This window comes from Kosakonia sp. CFBP8986, assembly GCF_034044935.1.
In the GTDB taxonomy this organism is placed as follows: Bacteria; Pseudomonadota; Gammaproteobacteria; order Enterobacterales; family Enterobacteriaceae; genus Kosakonia; species Kosakonia cowanii.
Window position 1 is genome coordinate 514809 of the sequence record NZ_JAXCXB010000001.1, and the last position, 17926, is coordinate 532734.

At 57.7% G+C, this 17926-nt stretch carries 14 protein-coding genes; 5 read left to right on the plus strand and 9 right to left on the minus strand.

Annotated elements, in window-relative coordinates; translation table 11 throughout:
• Nucleotides 1–576 (plus strand): YceI family protein, encoded by a 576-nt coding sequence (locus SOM48_RS02450; protein WP_128483205.1) that lies wholly within the window; start codon nucleotides 1–3, stop codon nucleotides 574–576.
• Between the two features lie 42 nt (nucleotides 577–618).
• Here the strand turns inward: SOM48_RS02450 and trhO are convergent, their stop codons facing one another.
• Nucleotides 619–1668 (minus strand): oxygen-dependent tRNA uridine(34) hydroxylase TrhO, encoded by a 1050-nt coding sequence (trhO, locus tag SOM48_RS02455; protein WP_042714757.1) that lies wholly within the window; start codon nucleotides 1666–1668, stop codon nucleotides 619–621.
• Between the two features lie 217 nt (nucleotides 1669–1885).
• Between trhO and SOM48_RS02460 the strand changes: the two genes are divergently transcribed.
• The gene (locus SOM48_RS02460; protein WP_076769676.1) at nucleotides 1886–2806 is read left to right on the plus strand and encodes a Kdo(2)-lipid IV(A) acyltransferase; all 921 of its coding nucleotides are present in this window, start codon (nucleotides 1886–1888) and stop codon (nucleotides 2804–2806) included.
• Nucleotides 2807–2848: 42 nt separating this feature from the next.
• Here SOM48_RS02460 and SOM48_RS02465 read toward each other — a convergent pair whose 3' ends face one another.
• The 5 genes from SOM48_RS02465 to SOM48_RS02485 all read right to left on the minus strand — a co-directional run bounded on the left by SOM48_RS02465 (nucleotide 2849) and on the right by SOM48_RS02485 (nucleotide 8767).
• Complete coding sequence (locus SOM48_RS02465) at nucleotides 2849–4330, minus strand: MdtP family multidrug efflux transporter outer membrane subunit (RefSeq protein ID WP_320511368.1); 1482 nt, start codon at nucleotides 4328–4330, stop codon at nucleotides 2849–2851.
• A 3-nt stretch (nucleotides 4331–4333) separates the two neighbouring features.
• Nucleotides 4334–6274, minus strand: coding sequence for an FUSC family protein (locus tag SOM48_RS02470; protein WP_320511369.1), 1941 nt, complete (start codon nucleotides 6272–6274; stop codon nucleotides 4334–4336).
• 8 nt (nucleotides 6275–6282) lie between these two features.
• Nucleotides 6283–7311 (minus strand): multidrug transporter subunit MdtN, encoded by a 1029-nt coding sequence (mdtN, locus tag SOM48_RS02475; RefSeq protein WP_076769674.1) that lies wholly within the window; start codon nucleotides 7309–7311, stop codon nucleotides 6283–6285.
• A gap of 12 nt (nucleotides 7312–7323) precedes the next feature.
• Entirely contained in the window at nucleotides 7324–7551 is a 228-nt protein-coding gene (locus SOM48_RS02480; protein WP_320511460.1) for a YtcA family lipoprotein, read from the minus strand.
• Nucleotides 7552–7852: 301 nt separating this feature from the next.
• On the minus strand, nucleotides 7853–8767 hold the full coding sequence (locus SOM48_RS02485) for a LysR family transcriptional regulator (RefSeq protein ID WP_320511370.1): 915 nt from the start codon (nucleotides 8765–8767) through the stop codon (nucleotides 7853–7855).
• A 483-nt stretch (nucleotides 8768–9250) separates the two neighbouring features.
• On the opposite strand from SOM48_RS02485, the gene SOM48_RS02490 reads away from it, so the two are divergent.
• From SOM48_RS02490 to SOM48_RS02500, 3 genes are all read left to right on the plus strand, one after another.
• The gene (locus SOM48_RS02490; protein ID WP_320511371.1) at nucleotides 9251–11020 is read left to right on the plus strand and encodes an amidohydrolase; all 1770 of its coding nucleotides are present in this window, start codon (nucleotides 9251–9253) and stop codon (nucleotides 11018–11020) included.
• Between the two features lie 191 nt (nucleotides 11021–11211).
• A complete protein-coding gene (locus SOM48_RS02495; RefSeq protein ID WP_320511372.1) occupies nucleotides 11212–12963 on the plus strand; it encodes an enoyl-CoA hydratase-related protein in 1752 nt (583 codons plus the stop codon).
• 79 nt (nucleotides 12964–13042) lie between these two features.
• A complete protein-coding gene (locus SOM48_RS02500) occupies nucleotides 13043–13417 on the plus strand; it encodes a MysB family protein (RefSeq protein ID WP_094193033.1) in 375 nt (124 codons plus the stop codon).
• Here the strand turns inward: SOM48_RS02500 and SOM48_RS02505 are convergent, their stop codons facing one another.
• The 3 genes from SOM48_RS02505 to mdoG all read right to left on the minus strand — a co-directional run bounded on the left by SOM48_RS02505 (nucleotide 13418) and on the right by mdoG (nucleotide 17769).
• Nucleotides 13418–13636, minus strand: coding sequence for a YceK/YidQ family lipoprotein (locus SOM48_RS02505; protein WP_373456967.1), 219 nt, complete (start codon nucleotides 13634–13636; stop codon nucleotides 13418–13420).
• A gap of 76 nt (nucleotides 13637–13712) precedes the next feature.
• Nucleotides 13713–16241 (minus strand): glucans biosynthesis glucosyltransferase MdoH, encoded by a 2529-nt coding sequence (mdoH, locus tag SOM48_RS02510; protein ID WP_076769671.1) that lies wholly within the window; start codon nucleotides 16239–16241, stop codon nucleotides 13713–13715.
• Nucleotides 16234–17769 carry a glucans biosynthesis protein MdoG gene (gene mdoG, locus SOM48_RS02515; RefSeq protein WP_094420254.1) on the minus strand — a complete coding sequence of 512 codons (1536 nt, stop codon included), beginning with the start codon at nucleotides 17767–17769 and terminating at the stop codon, nucleotides 16234–16236. Before mdoG ends, mdoH begins: the two co-directional genes overlap by 8 nt.
• Nucleotides 17770–17926: the final 157 nt, after the last annotated feature.

Genomic DNA, 17926 nt, shown 5'->3' on the forward strand with positions numbered 1-17926 from the left:
ATGAAGAAGATCCTGCCGGGACTCGCTCTCGCCTCGCTGCTGTTCACCACCGGTTCTGCTGTAGCGGCAGACTACAAGATCGATAAAGAGGGCCAGCACGCCTTCGTTAACTTCCGTATCCAGCACCTCGGTTACAGCTGGTTATACGGTACGTTTAAGGACTTCGACGGTAACTTTACCTTTGATGAGTCGAACCCGGCGGCCGACAAGGTGAATGTCACCATCAATACCAACAGTGTCGACACCAACCACGCCGAGCGTGATAAACACCTGCGCAGCGCAGAGTTCCTCAACGTGGCGAAGTTCCCGAAAGCGACCTTCACCTCAACGTCAGTGAAAAAGGATGGTGATGAGCTGGATATTACCGGCAACCTGACCCTGAACGGCGTCACCAAACCGGTTGAGCTGGAAGCGAAACTGCTGGGCCAGGGTAATGACCCGTGGGGCGGCGTGCGCGCAGGCTTTGAAGCCTCCGGCAAGATCAAGCTGAAAGACTTTAACATCACTACCGATCTCGGCCCGGCATCGCAGGATGTTGAACTGATTATTTCGGTTGAAGGTGTGCGCCAGAAGTAAGCAGGCGTAAAAAAAGGAGAGGGGTTCCCCTCTCCTTCTGCGTTATTCCGGGTCCGGAATGCCCAGTTTGGTATTCAGGCGACCACGCGATTTATTGAAGATCTTATTACCATTCTCGCGTCCGGCGCGGCGTTTACGCTGCTCCTCTTCCGGCAGCGCGCGCTCCTCTTTGCACAACTCGCTGCAGCAACCGTCGAACTTCTCAGCACAACTCGGGCACTGAATAAACAGCAGGTGACAGCCATCGTTCAGGCAGTTGGTGTGGGCATCGCACGGCGTGCCACACTGGTGGCAGTGCGCAATCACATCGTCGGAGATGCGCTCGCCCATACGCTCGTCGAAGACAAAGTTTTTGCCGATAAAGCGCACCGGCAGACCCTGCTCGCGGGCGCGGCGGGCGTACTCGATAATGCCGCCTTCGATATGCCACACTTTGTTGAAGCCATTATGCTTCATCCAGGCACTCGCTTTCTCACAGCGAATCCCGCCGGTGCAGTACATGACAATCTTTTTATCTTTGTGTTCCTGCATCATCTCAACCGCTTTCGGCAACTGCTCGCGGAAGGTGTCGGCCGGAATTTCCATCGCACCGTCGAAGTGGCCCACTTCATATTCGTAGTGGTTGCGCATATCGATAAACACCGCGTCAGGATCGTCGAGCATGGCGTTCACTTCCGCCGCTTTCAGGTAATCCCCAACGTCGCTGGCATCAAAAGTCTCATCCTCAATGCCGTCCGCCACGATGCGGTCGCGCACCTTCATGCGCAGCACCCAGAAGGATTTACCGTCATCATCAATGGCGATATTCAGACGCAGCCCATCCAGCGCCGGATCGAAGGTATAGAGCGCTTCGCGAAACGCCTCGAATTTGCTCTGCGGCACGCTGATCTGTGCATTGATCCCTTCATGGGCGAGGTAGATGCGCCCAAAGACGCTCAGCTGCGACAGGGTCTGGTAGAGCGCATCGCGCGTCGCCTGCGGGTTCACAATGGTGAAGTATTTGTAAAACGAGACGGTGACGCGTGGCTCGGTTTCAGCGAGCATGCGGGCTTTCAGTTCATCATTGGAGATGCGGTTGTGTAACACTGGCATGGTGTACGTATCCTGCAGAGTGGAGAGTGAAAAACGGGCGGCATCATAAAGCAAATAGTGTTAATTTACATCCCCACATTTTGCGCTACATTTCAACCCATTCATTTCACACTGTAATGCGCGTTGCGCTTATGGAACGCGGCTCCACCCCCTGGTTTTTGCGAAATTCAAAAAAAATGCGAGAATACAGGCCATTGTAGCTATACACAGGACAGTCATGACGCATTTACCCAAATTTTCGGCATCGCTGCTGCACCCCCGCTACTGGGCAACCTGGTTCGGGATCGGCGTGCTGTGGTTGGTGGTTCAACTTCCCTATCCGCTCCTTTACCGCTTAGGCTGCGCGCTTGGCCACCTTGCACTGCGCGTGATGAAACGCCGCGCACACATTGCGCACCGCAACCTGACGCTCTGCTTCCCGCAGATGAGCGAGGAGGAGCGGCAGAAAATGGTGGCGAAAAATTTTGAGTCCGTCGGCATGGGGCTGATTGAAACCGGCATGGCCTGGTTCTGGTCCGATCGCCGCATGCGCCGCTGGATGGATGTCTCCCATTTCGAACATGTGCGTAACGTACAGGCGCAGGGCCGCGGCATTCTGCTGATTGGCGTGCACTTCCTGACGCTGGAGATTGGCGCGCGGATGTTTGGTCTGAATGAGCCGGGCATCGGCGTCTACCGCCCGAATGACAACCCGGTTATCGATCTGCTGCAAACCTGGGGGCGCATGCGCTCCAATAAAAGCATGATTGACCGTAAAGATCTGAAAGGGATGATCCGCGCACTGAAAGCGGGTGAAGTGGTGTGGTACGCGCCGGATCATGACTACGGCCCGCGCGCCAGCGTCTTCGTCCCCTTCTTCGCCGTTGATCAGGCTGCCTCCACCTCCGGTACCTGGATGCTGGCGCGCATGTCGCAAGCCTGCGTGGTGCCGTTTGTGCCGCGCCGCAAACCCGGTGGCAAAGGGTATGAGCTGATTATGCTTGAGCCGGAGTGCTCACCGCCGCTGGACGATGCCGAAACCACCGCCGCATGGATGAACAAAGTGGTTGAGCGCTGCATTATGATGGCGCCCGAGCAATATATGTGGCTGCATCGCCGCTTTAAAACCCGCCCGCAGGGCGTGCCTTCCCGCTACTAACCACCCTGCTCCGCCTGTAAACCACGGGCGGAGTCGCCTCTGTTACGGCTTCTCCTCACCCTTTTCGTTCTCGTTACGGTAACCGCCGCCCAGCGCTTTAATCAGCGTGATATCAGTACTGAGCTGCTGCGCCTGCATATCGAGCAGCAGAAGCTGTTGCGCCAGCGCTAAACGACGCGCCTCCTGCGCCCTGAAGCGGCTCAGCAGCCCGCGCTGGTAATGGGCCGCCGCGCTATTGGTTGCCGTCATCGCCGCACGCACTTTCTCCTGCTGCATCGCCACCATCTGGTTGAGATCGTTAAGCTGGCTGGAGGTGATCGCCACATCGCGCACCGCGTCGAGCACTGCCTGGTTGTACTGTTTGATCAGGATGTTGCTGGCGGTACGGACTGATTTCAGGTGGGCATTTAACCGCCCGCCGTCAAACAGCGGCAAAGTGAGCGCAGGCAGAATATTGAGCTGCTGGAAGGAGTAGCGAAAGAGATCGCCGACATCAAAGGCGTTGTAACCCCAGAAAGCTTTGATATCAAAGTGCGGGTAAAACGCTGCCTTCGCTGAGTCCACCTGGCTCATGGTGGCAGTAACATACCCGCGCAGCGCCTGCAGATCGGGGCGGCGCGCCAGCAGTTCGAAGGAGAGCGACGCGGGCAGCGTCTGCTGCAATTGCGGCAGCGCCACCGGATGAATGTCAGGCATGCTCTGCGCGTCCGCGCCAATCAGCGCCCGCAGGGTCTCGCGGTAGCGGGTTAACGCGCCGTTCGCTTCCACCAGCTGTTGCTGCGCCGCCAGCCGTTCAGCCTGCGCACCGGCGAGATCAACACTATCTTCAAGCCCGCGCGCCGCGCGCTGCTGGTGCGCCTGCTCGGAGAAGCGGGCAATCTCTTGCTGCTCATTGAGCAGTGCGATGCGCGCGAAAGTCGCCTGCATCGCAAAGTAGAGCTGAGCAACGCTGCTGGCGATATCCAGCTCAATCGCCGCCGTCTCAGCAAGCCTCGCATTCTGCTCACCAATCGCGGCCGCCACGCGCGCGCGATCCGAACCCCAGAGATCGAGATTGAGCGATGCGCCAACGCCGACCGTATTCATCGTGTACCACGGCCCCTGTTTATCAACCGGCAGCGAGTAGGCGTAGGGCCAGGTCGCTTTCGCTTCCTTGTCCGACACGCGCATGTAGTTTTGCGCTGCAACGGCCCCAGCCTGCACGCCCATTGCCGACTGCGCCAGCGCCACCGTCGACTGCGACTGGCCGACGCGTAGCCGCGCCGCCTGCATAGTGGGCGAGTTTTGCAACGCGCGGTTGACCAGCATGGTTAGCTGGCGATCGTGATAGTTTTCCCACCAGCGTGCCGCGGGCCAGCCGCTGTTCGCCAGATGGATCGCCTGCGCCAGTTGCGCCTTCTGCGGGTTGACGATGGTCACCTGCCCCGGATCGTCCTGCACCAGCGCACAACCCGATAACAGCAGCAGGCCAAATGCGGCCAGCGTGCCGCAGCGAAAACGCGAAGAGATCATTTTTGCGCGCATACCTTACTCTGCCTGTCGCGAACTCAGTGAAAAGGGGGATGACCACGCCGGCAGGCTGGAGAGCACCTGCATCAGCGGCGGGCCATAGGGGTTTGCTGCATCGGCGCGCAGTGTCTTCAGATCCGGCTTCGGCTGCGCATGATCGATAGCCGCGGCGTAGGCCTCAACATACTCCGCGCAGCGGGGCAAAAAGGGATCGTCCGCTGCGGCATAGAGGCGATAGCCTTCGCTCAGGCGCACCAGCTCCTGCGCGCTGGCAAAGGTCTCGCCGCGCGGCCAGGCTTTCGCTTCTGCATGGGGATGCGCCCAGGTGTTGAGCGGCTCGGCGGCAACACGGTTAAGCAGCGCATCGCTCTCGGTCAGGCTCGCAAACAGCATTGGTGTCGTGGATTCCCGATCTTTCGCCCGCAACAGCCCGGCAATGCGCCGGTAGAGGCGCGCGAGGCTGGCTTTGAGCTGCGGCGCTTCGCTGTCCGGCCATAAATAGAGGTGGATCAGCGACGAGACCAGTACGCCGAGCAGGATGCCGATCACCCGGTCGCGAAGCTCGGTCAGGTTGGTGAGCGGGCCAAACCAGCTTAAAAAGGCCAGCGCGAAGGTAAAACCCAGCTGGATCCCGGCGTAGGCAATGCGCTCTGAACCACCTGCCAGCCAGGCGGCCAGCGCCATCACCGGCAGCGCCATCCCCAGCAGGCCGACCAGCGACTCTGTCCACGGTTGAATAAAGACGATCAGCAGCAGCGCCAGCAGGGTTGCCAGCAGCGCACCGCCAATGCGCAGCGCGATCTTCTGCATCGTCGCGCCAAGCCCCGGCTGCGCCACAATCACGCAGCTCAGCATAATAGTGTGGATGCCCTGCCAGTCCGTTGCGGTATAGAAGACGTAGCAGATCAGCGTGGCCAGCACGGTTTTCAAAGTGAAGTGCAGATAGGCCGGGTTGCGCCAGGCATCCGGCGGCATTAGCGCTATCTTCTCCCCCTCGCCGGGCGGCAAAGCAACGGTTTCTCCGCGCTGAAGCGAGGCCAGCAGCGCGGCTATCTCGCGCACAATCACATCATGCTTACTGTCAACGGGATCGCAACTCTGTTGCCCAGGCGGCAGCTTGCCCTCCTCCACCTGCTGCGCCAGTGCAAACAGCGCATCGGCAAGCGGCCGCCGCGCCGCATCAGGCGCACCGGGTTGCAGGAGCGCAATCAGTTGATAACTGCGTAGCGTAAACGCCATCACGCTCTGCCACTTCTGCTGATTATCAGCAATTTCCGTGCTGGAGAGCCGCGCCAGCTTAAATAGCGTGTGCAGTTGCGCAACCTGGCGGGCAATGGCGCTAAAGGTGGGTCGAGTCTGTTCGAGGGCGTCAGCATCGGTTTGCAGCAGGCAGGTCGCCGTCTGGCGCAGCATCGCGGCGAGCGCGCTTTTGAACTGCCAGCCAGGAAACGCCTGTGCAAAACAGGCATTGACCAGCAGCGTCACCACAATGGCGCTGTTGATCGCCACCCACAGCCACAGCAGCAGGCGCACGAGGATCTCGCTCTGCCCGGTCATGGAGGGAAAAGTTTGCGCATAGATCACCGCCAGCGCCACGACAAAAAAGGCCAGCCCCAGCTTGCCCATAATGCGCATCAGATAGACGGCGACGGAGAAGAGCAGCACCGAGGCGACAAGGCGCAACAGTGGATAGTCATAGGTCCACTTGATAATCAGCAGCACGCCGCCCAGCACCAGCGTCACCACCAGCATAAAGGCGACGCTGACCAGCGAAATCATCACTACGTTAGGCTGGCTGACATAGAAAACGACGATCAGGGCTATCGCCAGAAAGGGGATCTGCAGGCTCATAAACATCGCAATCAGGATCGCGCAGCTGAGGGTCATACGCAGGGTGTAGTTGCCCCGCCCCGGCGTGGCGCGCAGCTCTTTTTGCAGATAACCCCAGGCGCGCTCCATCCCGATGCTCACTGCGGTTTGAGGGTAACGCTTGCGGAAGCGCCCATGCGGAACAGCGCCGGATCGGGGTGCTCAACGGCGATTTTTACCGGGAAGCGCTGCGAGACATGCACCCAGTTGATGCTTTTCGGCACAATCGGTAAGCCGCCAATCACCGTTCCGCCCTCCGGCAGCACGCCAAACCCGACCGACTCGACGCGGCCGCTAAAGCGCTGGCTGTGGTCGGTCATTACGGTGATCTCTGCCGGTGTGCCGGCGCGAATGCCTTGCAGATCGGTCTCGCGGAAATTGGCCACCACATACCAGCGGTCGTCATCCATCAGCGTAAAGACCGGCTTTAACGCCGAGGCGTACTGGCCGACCGTGGTTTTCAGCGCCACCACCACGCCGTTGAAGGGCGCGCGCACCTCGGTAAACTCCAGATGCAGCTCCGCCAGCGCAATCTGCGCCAGCGCCCCTTCCCGCTGAGCGACCATCGCATCGACGCCAAGCACGGCGGAGGCTGCCTGGCTGGCCTGAAGTTGGATCGCGGCAAGCTCAGAGCGGGCAGCTTTCTCTGCCGTGCGCGCCTGATCCAGCTCCTCCTGCGAAGCGAACCCTTGCGGCACCAGCGGCTCCAGGCGGCTGCGCGTTGAGCGGGTCTGATCGACCAGCGCCTGCGAGCGCGCCACCGCGGCGGCAACAGACTGCGCGTTATACTCCTGCGCTTTGATGGTGCGCCCGGTCAGGGTGATTTGCGCATCGAGCGCCGCCAGCCGCGATTTCGCATCCGCCAGCATCGCCTGGTAAGGTCGCGGATCGATGCGGAACAGCAGATCGCCTTTTTTCACGCGCTGGTTGTCGCGTACAGGCATCTCGACAATGCGCCCCGTCACTTCCGGCACGACATCGATCGTATCGGTGTAGACATAGGCATCGTTGGTTTGCGGAGAAGTCTGCAGATGCCAGATCACCGCAATTAGCGCCACGATAGCGCCAATCACGATGAGCAGCAGCGGCCACTTTTTCCGTAACAGCGTTGAGCTGGAATCAGTCATAGGCCTTCATATCTAAAAAAGTAAGAACCAGAAAAGCGCGGCAAAGAGAAACAGCAGAGCCAGATAGCTTATAACCAGCGGCGAAAAACGCGCCTGCCAGCCTTTACGCACAATCAGCAGATGACACGGGATAAGCAGCAGCGCGGCGGCGATAAAACAGAAGAACCAGGCAGGAAATGACGCGCCCAGAATCGGGATAGCGGGCGGCAAGCCGCAGCCGGAGAGTAAGCAGCAGAGCATGAGCGCGGCCCCGCGCAGACGTTTTGCGATCCCTTTCACAGCCTTGCTCCTGCGCGCGAAATCATCGTCACTGACACCTTGTCTCCATCCCTTAGATAAATAATTCGCTAACGACGCGTGTGGCACACCCGACTCAGATTATGGGTAACCTTTGCAAGCGGTGATTATAAACCGCTGCGCCAGAAAATATAACGTTGGCATTACATTTCCGTCTTTTTGCATAACCTTCAGGCAAATCTCAAAAGCAAAATGTTCTTCAGCGCAGAATCATCTGCCTGGCGGCAGAATAGTCCCCGCGCACTTAGCAATAACCAAACCACTCTTTTAAGCTGCCAACAATCAGCGATCGCAGCGCCGCGTCATCCTCGCTTTCGCGCCAGAATAACATCAGCGAATGCAGGTTATTAAATTCATCATTATTGACATCAAGGGCGACCACTCGCTTCGCCAACAGCTCCGGGCGCGCAATATGATCCGGCACGCAGGCGATGCCAAGCCCCTTTTTCGCCAGCATTGCGCTCAACGTGTAATCCGTCACCAGCATAGCCTCCGCCGGGGCGTGCAGCGGATAGCGATGGTCATTATTTTCATCCGGAAAGGCGGGATAGATGAGCGTCTCGCCATCCAGTTGAAAGGCATCAATATGGCGCTGCTTCGCCAGCCAGTGCTGGGGATGGGCAATAAGCATGGTTTGCAGATCGCCCACCACACAGCCCTGCAGCCCGCAGGGCATAACCGGTAAATGCAGCCCCAGCACGTAATCAACGCGCTTAGCGCGTAAGCTCGCCTCGGTGTCATATAAATCCGTATGGATAACGTGCAGCAGCATCTGCGGATAGGCTGCCTTCACGGCGAGCAAAATATCGGACACCACGTCTGCCGGGATCAGTTCATTAAAGGCCAGCCGCACTATTTCCGGTTCGCGGCGTGTTTGTAATGATAAGGAGAAGGCCTCCAGCCGCTGCCAGCTATTTACCATTGATTGTGCTTTTGGCAACAGTCGCTTGCCGTTGCTGTTAATTTTGACCACCGATCCATTCCCACGGGTGTGAAATAAGGGGTAGCCGAGAATATCTTCCAGCTCTTTTATCCAGCGGCTAATTGTTGATTTCGAGCGATTCATCCGTTGCCCCGCTTGCAGGAAACTTCCCGTTTCCGCAGCGGCAACAAATGCGCAGAGCGCTTTATTCTCAATAACCAGATCGGTTTTTTTCATGCTTTTACGTCCTTACCTCTTCTCATTATTGTGATGAGCCTGACGCCAGCGGGTCCACTGCTCATCCTACAGGTTCAGGTTTAAGCACTTTCTGATGGCAACACATTGATGTGGGTCACTTTTAATCCGCTCTTGCAGAGGGTTAATAAGGCGCTATTAACATGCCAATAAAGATAATTACAAAATGAAAAGCAAATAACTAAATAGCGTCAAATGACGTTATTAATTGTCAATAAACCACATTTTTTAAGCTCTTACTTATAAGTAAACAAAAACCACCTTAAGAAAGGATGCGTGATTTATCTTTAAATAAATGTCATCTGTTGCATAAACAGGACTTTTTGCCGGCGAGAGCGCTTTATTATTGCCACAGCACCCCATTATTGCGGTTATTTCTTTGGTGGCCCATTTGTATCGCTATTCGCTTGTGCTTATTATCGCGGCGCACGTTATTATTCCCGCCTTTTAAATGGAGAACGCAATATGGGTTTATTTAAACCTACGGGTACGCTACAGAAAATTATCAAAGTGAGTCTGTTATCGGCATTAATTAGCACCTCACTTAACGCTACAGCGGCAAAGGATGTGCCTAACGATCCCAATGACCGGCCGACCCCTGCCGATATCATTATTATGAATGCCGATATCCGCACTTCCGATGCCGCCAAACCGCGCGCGCAGGCGCTGGCGATTAAAGATGGCAAATTTATCGCGGTGGGCAGCCCGCACTATATCAAGCTGCTGCAAAGCGATAAGACGAAAATGATCGACGCTAAGGGTAAAACGGTGATCCCAGGGCTGATTGATGCCCACACGCACCTGATTGCCGGGATCGATCTCATTAACGGGGTCGACCTGTTTGGTGTCAGCAGCAAACAGACGTGGCTGAAGATGATCAAGGAAAAAGTGGATGCCCAACCGAAGGGTAGCTGGATCTTCGGCGGGCGCTGGGACGCCACCTTAACCGCAGAGAAGACGCTACCCACGGCAGCCGAGCTCGACAAAGTCGCGCCTGATAACCCGGTCGCGCTGGTGGACGTCGACTACCACACCATGTGGCTGAACAGCAAAGCGCTGGCAGAGCTGGAGATCACCGATAAGACGCCCGATCCGGTCGGCGGGACGATCCAGCGGGATAAAAACGGCAAAGCGACCGGGATCCTGCTGGAGAATGCCCTTGATCTCTACAACCGCTCACCAAAAGTGATCGCCGCGCAGGGAGATAAAAGTGAGGGCTTGCGCAAAGTGATGGCGCATTTCAACAGCCTCGGCGTCACCGGCGCGCACGATATGTGGACCAACTCGGGCGACATCTACACCGATATGCTGAAAAAAGGCAGCTTCCCGATGCGCATCTGGTACGGCTATATGGTGGATACCAGCGAAGAGAATAGCGGTGAACAAGCCTGGAAGGCGCAGGCCGGCAAGCAGAAAGAGATGAATGCCTTTGCCGCCGATAAAGAGAAAGCGTTGGGTAAAGGGCCGCAGTTCCGCTATGGCTACCATAAATATTTTATGGACGGCACCCTGATGAACCACACCGCCGCCCTGCATGAGCACTACTCCGATCGGCACGATCACTACTTCGGCACCCCGCTCTATACGCAGGAGAAGATGAACGAGATGGTGCAGCGTTCTCACCAGTATGGCTTCCCGGTTGCCGTTCATGCCATCGGCGATAATGCCGTGACCATGGCGCTCGAGGCGTTCCGCAACAGTCCGCAAGGCAAGGATAAAATTAACCGTATCGAACATATTGAGCTGACGAAGTACGCCAATATCGAGAAGTTCGCGCAGAACGGCATTGTGCCGTCGATGCAGCCCGATCATGCCATTGCCCCTAACTTCCTCGAGACGCGGCTGGGTAACGAGCGCCTGAAGCGCGGTTACGCCTGGCAATCACTGCTGACGGCGGGTGGAAACCTGGTGTTCGGTAGCGACTGGCCAACGGCAAAAGAGAGCCCGATGACGCAGTTGGGCGACGCCGTGTTACGTCTGAAAGAGGGCAAAGTGTGGTATGGCGAAAACGCCCTTACCTTCGACGAAGCGCTTTATGCCTACACCATGGCACCGGCCAAAATCAGCGGCTGGGATAAAGAGATTGGCTCGATTACCGTCGGTAAGTGGGCTGATTTCGCCATTGTTGACGGCAAGATCAAGGATCCGGTGCCACAGGATATTCGTAACTGGAAAATTGCCGAGACCTGGTTTGCCGGGGAGAAGGTCTACGATAGCGCAGAGAAAAAATCGTAATTCTCTATTCACACGCGGAGCCTGCTCCGCGTGTGAAGCTGAATGCGACAGGCCAGATTCAGAGTTTTCACGCCTGGGCGAGAAGTTGCCTGGCAGCATCACCGCCGCTCTGCTTGTTTTATCCCATGGCCTGAAAAAAAATAGTGGGTGAGTAATCCCCTACCGGAACACCTTTTCCAGGATGGAAAGTCATGCATATTTTTCTGCTTTGCAGCGCCTTTAATGGCCTGTCACAACGTTTTTTTGTCGAACTCGCCGATGCCGGTCATCAGGTTACCGTTGAGGTGTTTACCGGTGATGACGCGCTTGAACAGCGGCTGGCGACGAACCCGCCTGACATTATCGTCGCACCGTTTCTGAAACGGGCTATCCCTGACTGCATCTGGCAACGCTTCCGATGCTTTATCCTGCACCCGGGTATTGTCGGCGACCGCGGCCCCAGCTCCCTTGACTGGGCCATCCTTGAAGGGTGGCACGAATGGGGTGTAACCCTGCTGGAAGCCAACGCGGTAATGGATGCGGGCGACATCTGGGCGACGCGTACCTTCCCCCTGCCTCCGATGGCGAAAAGCCGTATTTACCGCCATCTGGTTACCGATGCTGCCGTCGCCTGTTTGTGGGAGCTGATCGCGAAGTTACAGCAAGGCCAGCAGCATGGCGATCCCCTTGATTATGACCGCGCCACAACGCGCGGCCGTGAGAGAGCAGCGCTGCCGATAAGCGCGCGCACCCTTGACTGGCAGTGCGATCCCACCGACCTGCTGCTGCGTAAAATCCGCGCCAGCGACAGCCTGCCCGGTGCGCCGACACAGTTAGCAGGCGTGCCGGTGCGGGTATTTAATGCCTGGCAGGCTGAGGCAACTGTTGCCAGCCGACGTGGGCACGTCGGAGAGATTTTTGCCCGCGACGGCGATGCGCTCTGTGTGGCAACCCTCGATGGCGCGCTGTGGATCGGTCACCTGCGCCGCAGTGACAAGCACGCCTGTGCGCAGGTCAAACTTCCCGCCGCGGTAGCGCTGCGGGACGAACTCGCAGCGTGCGCTTCGCTGCCGGTACTCGATGCGCAGCACCTCAACAAGCCCTGGCTTGAGACGCGCGGGCGGGTCGCCATTCTTCATTTCCCGCTACTCAACGGCGCATTTACCGTCCGTGATTCGCAGAACCTCACCGCGCTCTTTGCGCGCGTTGCCGGAGATAGCAGCGTGGATGCCATTGTGCTCGCCGGTGGGGATGATTTCTGGTCAAACGGCATTGAGCTTAACTCCATTCATGTGGCGGCTAACCCTGCCGAAGAGGGATGGGCGTCGATCAACGCGATCGATGACTTTGCCGAAGCGATCCTCACCTGTCGCGACAAGCTGGTGATAAGCGCGGTCAATGCCAATGCCGGCGCGGGCGGCGCGATGCTGATGCTGGCGGCCGATCGCGTATTTATGCGGGCGGGCGTGGTGATTAATCCGCATTACAAAACCATGGGGCTGCACGGGTCGGAGTTCTGGACCTTAACGCTACCGTGGCGCGCGGACGCTGAAGCGGCGGTGGCGCTGAGTGAGAATTGCCTGCCGATTAGCGCCAGGCAGGCGGCGGCACTCGGCCTCGTCGACTCGGTGCTTGATATCCCGCACGAGGCGTTTCTTGAGACGGTGATAAGCCATGCCTGCGCGATGATTGCGTCTGCCGCCCTGCCCGATTCACTCAAGGCAAAAGCGCGCGCGCAGGAGGCGATGCGCCGCGGACGTCCCCTGGATGCGTATCGCCGGGAGGAGCTTAGCAGGATGCGGGGCAACTTTTTTGCCGACGATCTTCACTTCTCCTCTCGTCGTACCGCGTTTGTGATGAAGCAGCCGTCCTGTCAGACCCCGGAACATTTGCAGCGCCATAACGCCGCGGTAGCAGCGCACTTGGCCGGTTTGCGCCGCGATAAAAGTGAAGAGGAAGTTTGACGCTGGCATAACCAGCGACTATAGATTTCTGCATGTCTTATATCGTTATCAAGGAGCGTTTTACATGGCTGATTCTGAACTGAACTATTACACAACTCTGGCCGAAGCCATTGACGCGGCGCGCGAAGCGTTTATCGCTAACAACCCCGACGTCGATGAAGATGACCTCAATGTGCAACAGTTCAATGTCCAGAAGTATGTGCTGCAGGATGGCGATATCGTCTGGCAGGCAGAATTTTTTGCCGACGAAGAGCAACCGGGTGAGTGCCTGCCGATGTACAGTGGCGAAGCAGCACAGAGCGTCTTTGATGGCGACTTTGACGAGATCGAGATCCGTCAGGAGTGGCTGGAAGAGAACACCCTGCACGAGTGGGATGAGGGCGAATTCCAGCTCGAGCCGCCGCTGGACACCGAAGAGGGTCAGGCTGCGGCAGATGAGTGGGATGAGCGTTAATTACTCGTAGGGGCCGTGCTGGGCGTCTATCGGCAGTAGCAGGGTGTCGAACACCAGCGAGAGCGGCAGATCCAGCACGGTCAGGAAACGCCATGAGGAGTCACGTACGTCCCACTGCACGCCGGGATAGTACTGATTCCCGTGGCCCTGGCCTGGGATTGTCCGGCTGACAATACTGCCGCAACCGCTTAATACGCACACCATGACAACCACCAGCATCACTCTCACCGCGTTCCCCTTCTGATTATGCAGATAAAAAAATACCGGCTAATGCCGGTATTTTCTTAATGATGGCTTATTTCGCCTTCAGCGCCAGTGGATTAAGCGACAACGTTTCGTAGTGCTTCACCCAGGACAAATATCGCTCTGGTGATTCCCAGACGCGATAGTGCAGGCGCGAGAGCGTGACCGGGTCGCTTAACAGCACCAGACGACGATCGCGGTTGAGCTTCTCAGGCGTTTCATTCAGCGCCTGCTCAACGTGACGGTCGCGGGCAATCTCCAGCACGTTACTGGCACGGTGACGCGCGGTCGCCATCGCTGTCGCCAGCGCGTTGAAGGAGGGGTTAAACACGGCGTGCATAAACCCATCTTCCAGCGAGCGTGAGCGGTTCAGCTCCAGATAGCGATCGGTATCGACCAGCACCTGCGGCGGAGAGTACTCTTCCGGGATCAGGAACAGCTTCCAGCGCTTGGTGCGCAGACCGACCGTTGAGCGGCTCGAGATCACCGACACAAACGGCGAGAGGATCAGCGAGAAGACGATCGGTGCCAGCCAGAAGAGGAAGCGCAGATCCAGCCACGCCATCCCCACTGCCCACACCAGGCCCAGCAGCAGCTGCGAGCCGTGACGCATAAAGGCTTCACCCCACGGAGTGGAGTCATCATCACGCTGCGGCGAGTTCCATACCACTTCCCAGCCGAGGAACGCGCTAACCACGAACACCGTGTGGAACAGCATACGTACCGGCGCCAGCAGCACGGAGAAGAGCACTTCCAGCAGCAGCGACAGCGTGACGCGGAAGAAACCACCGTACTCTTTCGGCCCTTTGCACCAGACAAGGATGATACTCAGCAGCTTCGGCAGGAAGAGCAGCACCATGGTCGAGGCAAACAGCGCGATAGCCAGTTCCGGACGCCACTGCGGCCAGACCGGGAAGAGCTGGCGCGGTTGCAGGAAGTACTGCGGCTCGGTCAGCGCATGCACCACCTGCAGCGCCGTCGAGAGCGCGAGGAACATAAACCACAGCGGTGCCGAGAGATAGGACATCACGCCGGTCAGGAACACCGCGCGGTGAACCGGGTGCATCCCTTTTACCAGGAACAGACGGAAGTTCATCAGGTTCCCGTGGCACCAGCGGCGGTCGCGTTTCAGCTCATCAAGCAGGTTCGGCGGCAGTTCTTCATAGGAGCCAGGCAGATCGTAGGCAATCCACACCCCCCAACCGGCGCGGCGCATCAGCGCAGCTTCCACAAAGTCGTGGGAGAGGATGGAGCCTGCAAACGAGCCTTCACCCGGCAGCGGTGCCAGCGCACAGTGCTCGATAAACGGCTGCACGCGGATAATCGCGTTATGCCCCCAGTAGTGGGACTCCCCTAACTGCCAGAAGTGCAGACCGGCGGTAAAGAGCGGGCCATAGACGCGGGTTGCAAACTGCTGGCAGCGCGCATAGAGCGTGTCCATACCGGACGCGCGCGGCGAAGACTGGATAATACCGGCGTTCGGGTTGGCTTCCATCAGGCGCACCAGCCCGGTCAGGCAGTCACCGGTCATCACCGAGTCCGCATCCAGCACCACCATGTAGCTGTACTGGCTGCCCCAGCGACGGCAGAAGTCATCGATGTTGCCGCTCTTACGTTTCACGCGACGACGACGACGACGATAGAAGATCTGCCCTTCGCCCTGCACTTCGGCAATCAGCTCCATCCAGGCTTTTTGCTCCGCAACGCAGATATCCGGATTGTAGCTATCACTCAGGATATAGACGTCGAAGTGCTTCTGCTGCCCGGTGGCTTTCACCGACTCCCAGGTGGCGCGCAGGCCGGCGAAGACGCGATCGACGTCTTCGTTACAGATAGGCATGATCAGCGCCGTGCGATGTTCCGGGTTAAGCGGTTCATCGCCCACTGTCGAGGCGGAAATACTGTATTTATCCCGCCCAATCAGCAGTTGCAAGAAGCCCATCAACGCCGTCCAGAAGCCGGCCGAGACCCAGCAGAAGAGGACGGCGAAGAGGATCAGGATCCCGGTCTGCAACACGTAAGGCAGGAGCTGCATAAAGGAGACCCACAGATCCTGGCCTGCCATATCGGCAGGGTTGATCAGCGCCCAGCCCTGATAAGGCAGGATGGTTTTCATGTACCAGGTCGCAACCACCGTCTGCGCAATCGTCAGCACGAGCAGGATATAGCGGCGGATAGAGCCAACGGTGCGCCACTTCTCCTCGCGAACCTGCTCCTCTTTGGTCAGACGCGACATATAGCGCGGCAGAACCTCACGACCGCGCAGGCGATCCCAGAAGCGACCAAGGGGGTTGGTGCGCCAGGGATCCGGGAACATCGAGGAGCGTTTGGCTTTCGGCATCGCCTGCAGCTGCGCGCGTCCCTCGTCGTCCTTCGCCAGTTGCCCTTGCGCCAGCGAATCCGGCCAGCTGTTTTCCAGCCGCGCGGTCACCGATCCCAGCGGCGTGTCATCTTCACGCTTCCAGTCCGTGTGCTCCGCGTCCAGCGCTTCATGCACGCCGCGAATCGAATCCGTCGGCAGCGCTGCTTTCCGCTCCTCGGGGAGCGGCAGCGCGTCGATATACTCAGTTATCTTATTCATTGGCAGGTAGCTGATAGCTCCAGGTTTCACTCAGGGGCTGATCGGCGTTGACCAGCGCCGCGCGCATATCCGTGGTTTTCTTCGGATCTTTGACCTTCACGCGCAGCGTCAAACGCCAACCTTGGGTCACTGGATTATAGCGAACGGCGTTTTCAACGATCTCACCGTTATCGCCAATGCTCGCCTGCGCCGTTACCGGCGTATCCTGCGGCAGTTTTTTCATATCCTGGCCGGTGAAGTCGATCACGAACGCGATGGTACCGTCCGGCTGGCGGATAAGGTTGGACTGCTTCACATCACCCGTTGAACGACGAGTCTGCTTAACCCAGGCATTATCCGGCGCATGCAGTTTATCTTCGTCACGGCTAAAGGTGATGGTGTACTTGAAGTTCATCTCTTTGCCCGGCTCCGGCAGCTGATCCGGTGTCCAGTAGGCAACGATGTTGTCGTTGGTTTCGTCGTTGGTCGGGATTTCCACCAGCTCAACTTTCCCTTTGCCCCACTCGCCTTTCGGCGTGACCCACGCGCTCGGGCGCTGGTCGTAGCGGTCATCGATATCTTCGAAACGGGAGAACTCACGGCCACGCTGCAGCAGACCGAAGCCCTGCGGGTTTTCCATCGCATAGCTGCTGACGGCCAGGTGTTTCGGGTTATTCAGCGGACGCCAGATCCACTCGCCGTTGCCGGCCAGCATCGACAGACCGTTGGAGTCATGCAGCTCAGGACGGTAGTTGATTGCCGGCGAGGGCTGTGACGGCCCGAACAGGAACATACTGGTCAGCGGCGCAACGCCCAGTTTGCCCACTTTGTCACGCAGGTAGACTTTAGACTGGACATCAACCACGCTGTCGCGGCCCGGAATAATGACAAAACGGTAGGCGCCGGTAGCACGCGGGGAGTCGAGCAGCGCATAGATGGTCAGACGCTTGTCGGTCGGTTTCGGACGCTCAATCCAGAACTCCTTAAAGCGCGGGAACTCTTCGCCGGAAGGCAGCGCCGTATCGATCGCCAGCCCGCGCGCGGAGAGACCATAGACCTGGCCCGCGCCAATCACGCGGAAGTAGCTCGCGCCCAGCATGCTGACGATTTCGTCGTTTTTATCTTTGCTATTGATGGGGTAAAGCACTTTGAAACCGGCAAAGCCGAGATCCTTAACGGTATCTTTGTCGTGCTGAATGTTGCCGAAGTTGAAGTAGTCCGGGCTGTACTTAATCTGATGCACGGCGGTCGCGGTCACTTCGTTGATGGTTACCGGCGTGTCGAAATACATCCCCTGATGATAGAACTCAAGCTTGAACGGTGTGTTGGTCTTGTTCCAGTAAGCTTTATCATGGTTGAACTGAATTTGTTGATAGTCCGCATACTTCATATCGCGGAACAGCGAGGGCAGATTGCTTTTGGGTGCTTCATAGCTCTTGCCAGCCAGGGATTGCGCCTGTTTTGCGACATCGTCGATAGAAAAGGCCCAGCCTGATGACGTATAAAGTGACAACAGTACTGCTGCCCCTACCCAATGCATTTTCATCATTCGTAATTTAGGTTTCATAATAACTAAGCACTTCCCCCTTTGTGTGCTTAAATCGATCCGATCCATTTTAATGGAAACTCTGGCAATCCGACAACCGAATCCCTGCTTTGTTCTCAGGTACCGTTCATTGATTAAACAAATGCATCCGGCCCCCCAT

Coding starts and splice junctions, on each gene's coding strand:
- SOM48_RS02450 (WP_128483205.1), top strand. CDS start 1: ATGAAGAAGATCCTGCCGGGACTCGCTCTCGCCTCGCTGCTGTTCACC.
- trhO (WP_042714757.1), bottom strand. CDS start 1,668: ATGCCAGTGTTACACAACCGCATCTCCAATGATGAACTGAAAGCCCGC.
- SOM48_RS02460 (WP_076769676.1), top strand. CDS start 1,886: ATGACGCATTTACCCAAATTTTCGGCATCGCTGCTGCACCCCCGCTAC.
- SOM48_RS02465 (WP_320511368.1), bottom strand. CDS start 4,330: ATGCGCGCAAAAATGATCTCTTCGCGTTTTCGCTGCGGCACGCTGGCC.
- SOM48_RS02470 (WP_320511369.1), bottom strand. CDS start 6,274: ATGGAGCGCGCCTGGGGTTATCTGCAAAAAGAGCTGCGCGCCACGCCG.
- mdtN (WP_076769674.1), bottom strand. CDS start 7,311: ATGACTGATTCCAGCTCAACGCTGTTACGGAAAAAGTGGCCGCTGCTG.
- SOM48_RS02480 (WP_320511460.1), bottom strand. CDS start 7,551: ATGCTCTGCTGCTTACTCTCCGGCTGCGGCTTGCCGCCCGCTATCCCG.
- SOM48_RS02485 (WP_320511370.1), bottom strand. CDS start 8,767: ATGAAAAAAACCGATCTGGTTATTGAGAATAAAGCGCTCTGCGCATTT.
- SOM48_RS02490 (WP_320511371.1), top strand. CDS start 9,251: ATGGGTTTATTTAAACCTACGGGTACGCTACAGAAAATTATCAAAGTG.
- SOM48_RS02495 (WP_320511372.1), top strand. CDS start 11,212: ATGCATATTTTTCTGCTTTGCAGCGCCTTTAATGGCCTGTCACAACGT.
- SOM48_RS02505 (WP_373456967.1), bottom strand. CDS start 13,636: ATGCTGGTGGTTGTCATGGTGTGCGTATTAAGCGGTTGCGGCAGTATT.
- mdoH (WP_076769671.1), bottom strand. CDS start 16,241: ATGAATAAGATAACTGAGTATATCGACGCGCTGCCGCTCCCCGAGGAG.
- mdoG (WP_094420254.1), bottom strand. CDS start 17,769: ATGATGAAAATGCATTGGGTAGGGGCAGCAGTACTGTTGTCACTTTAT.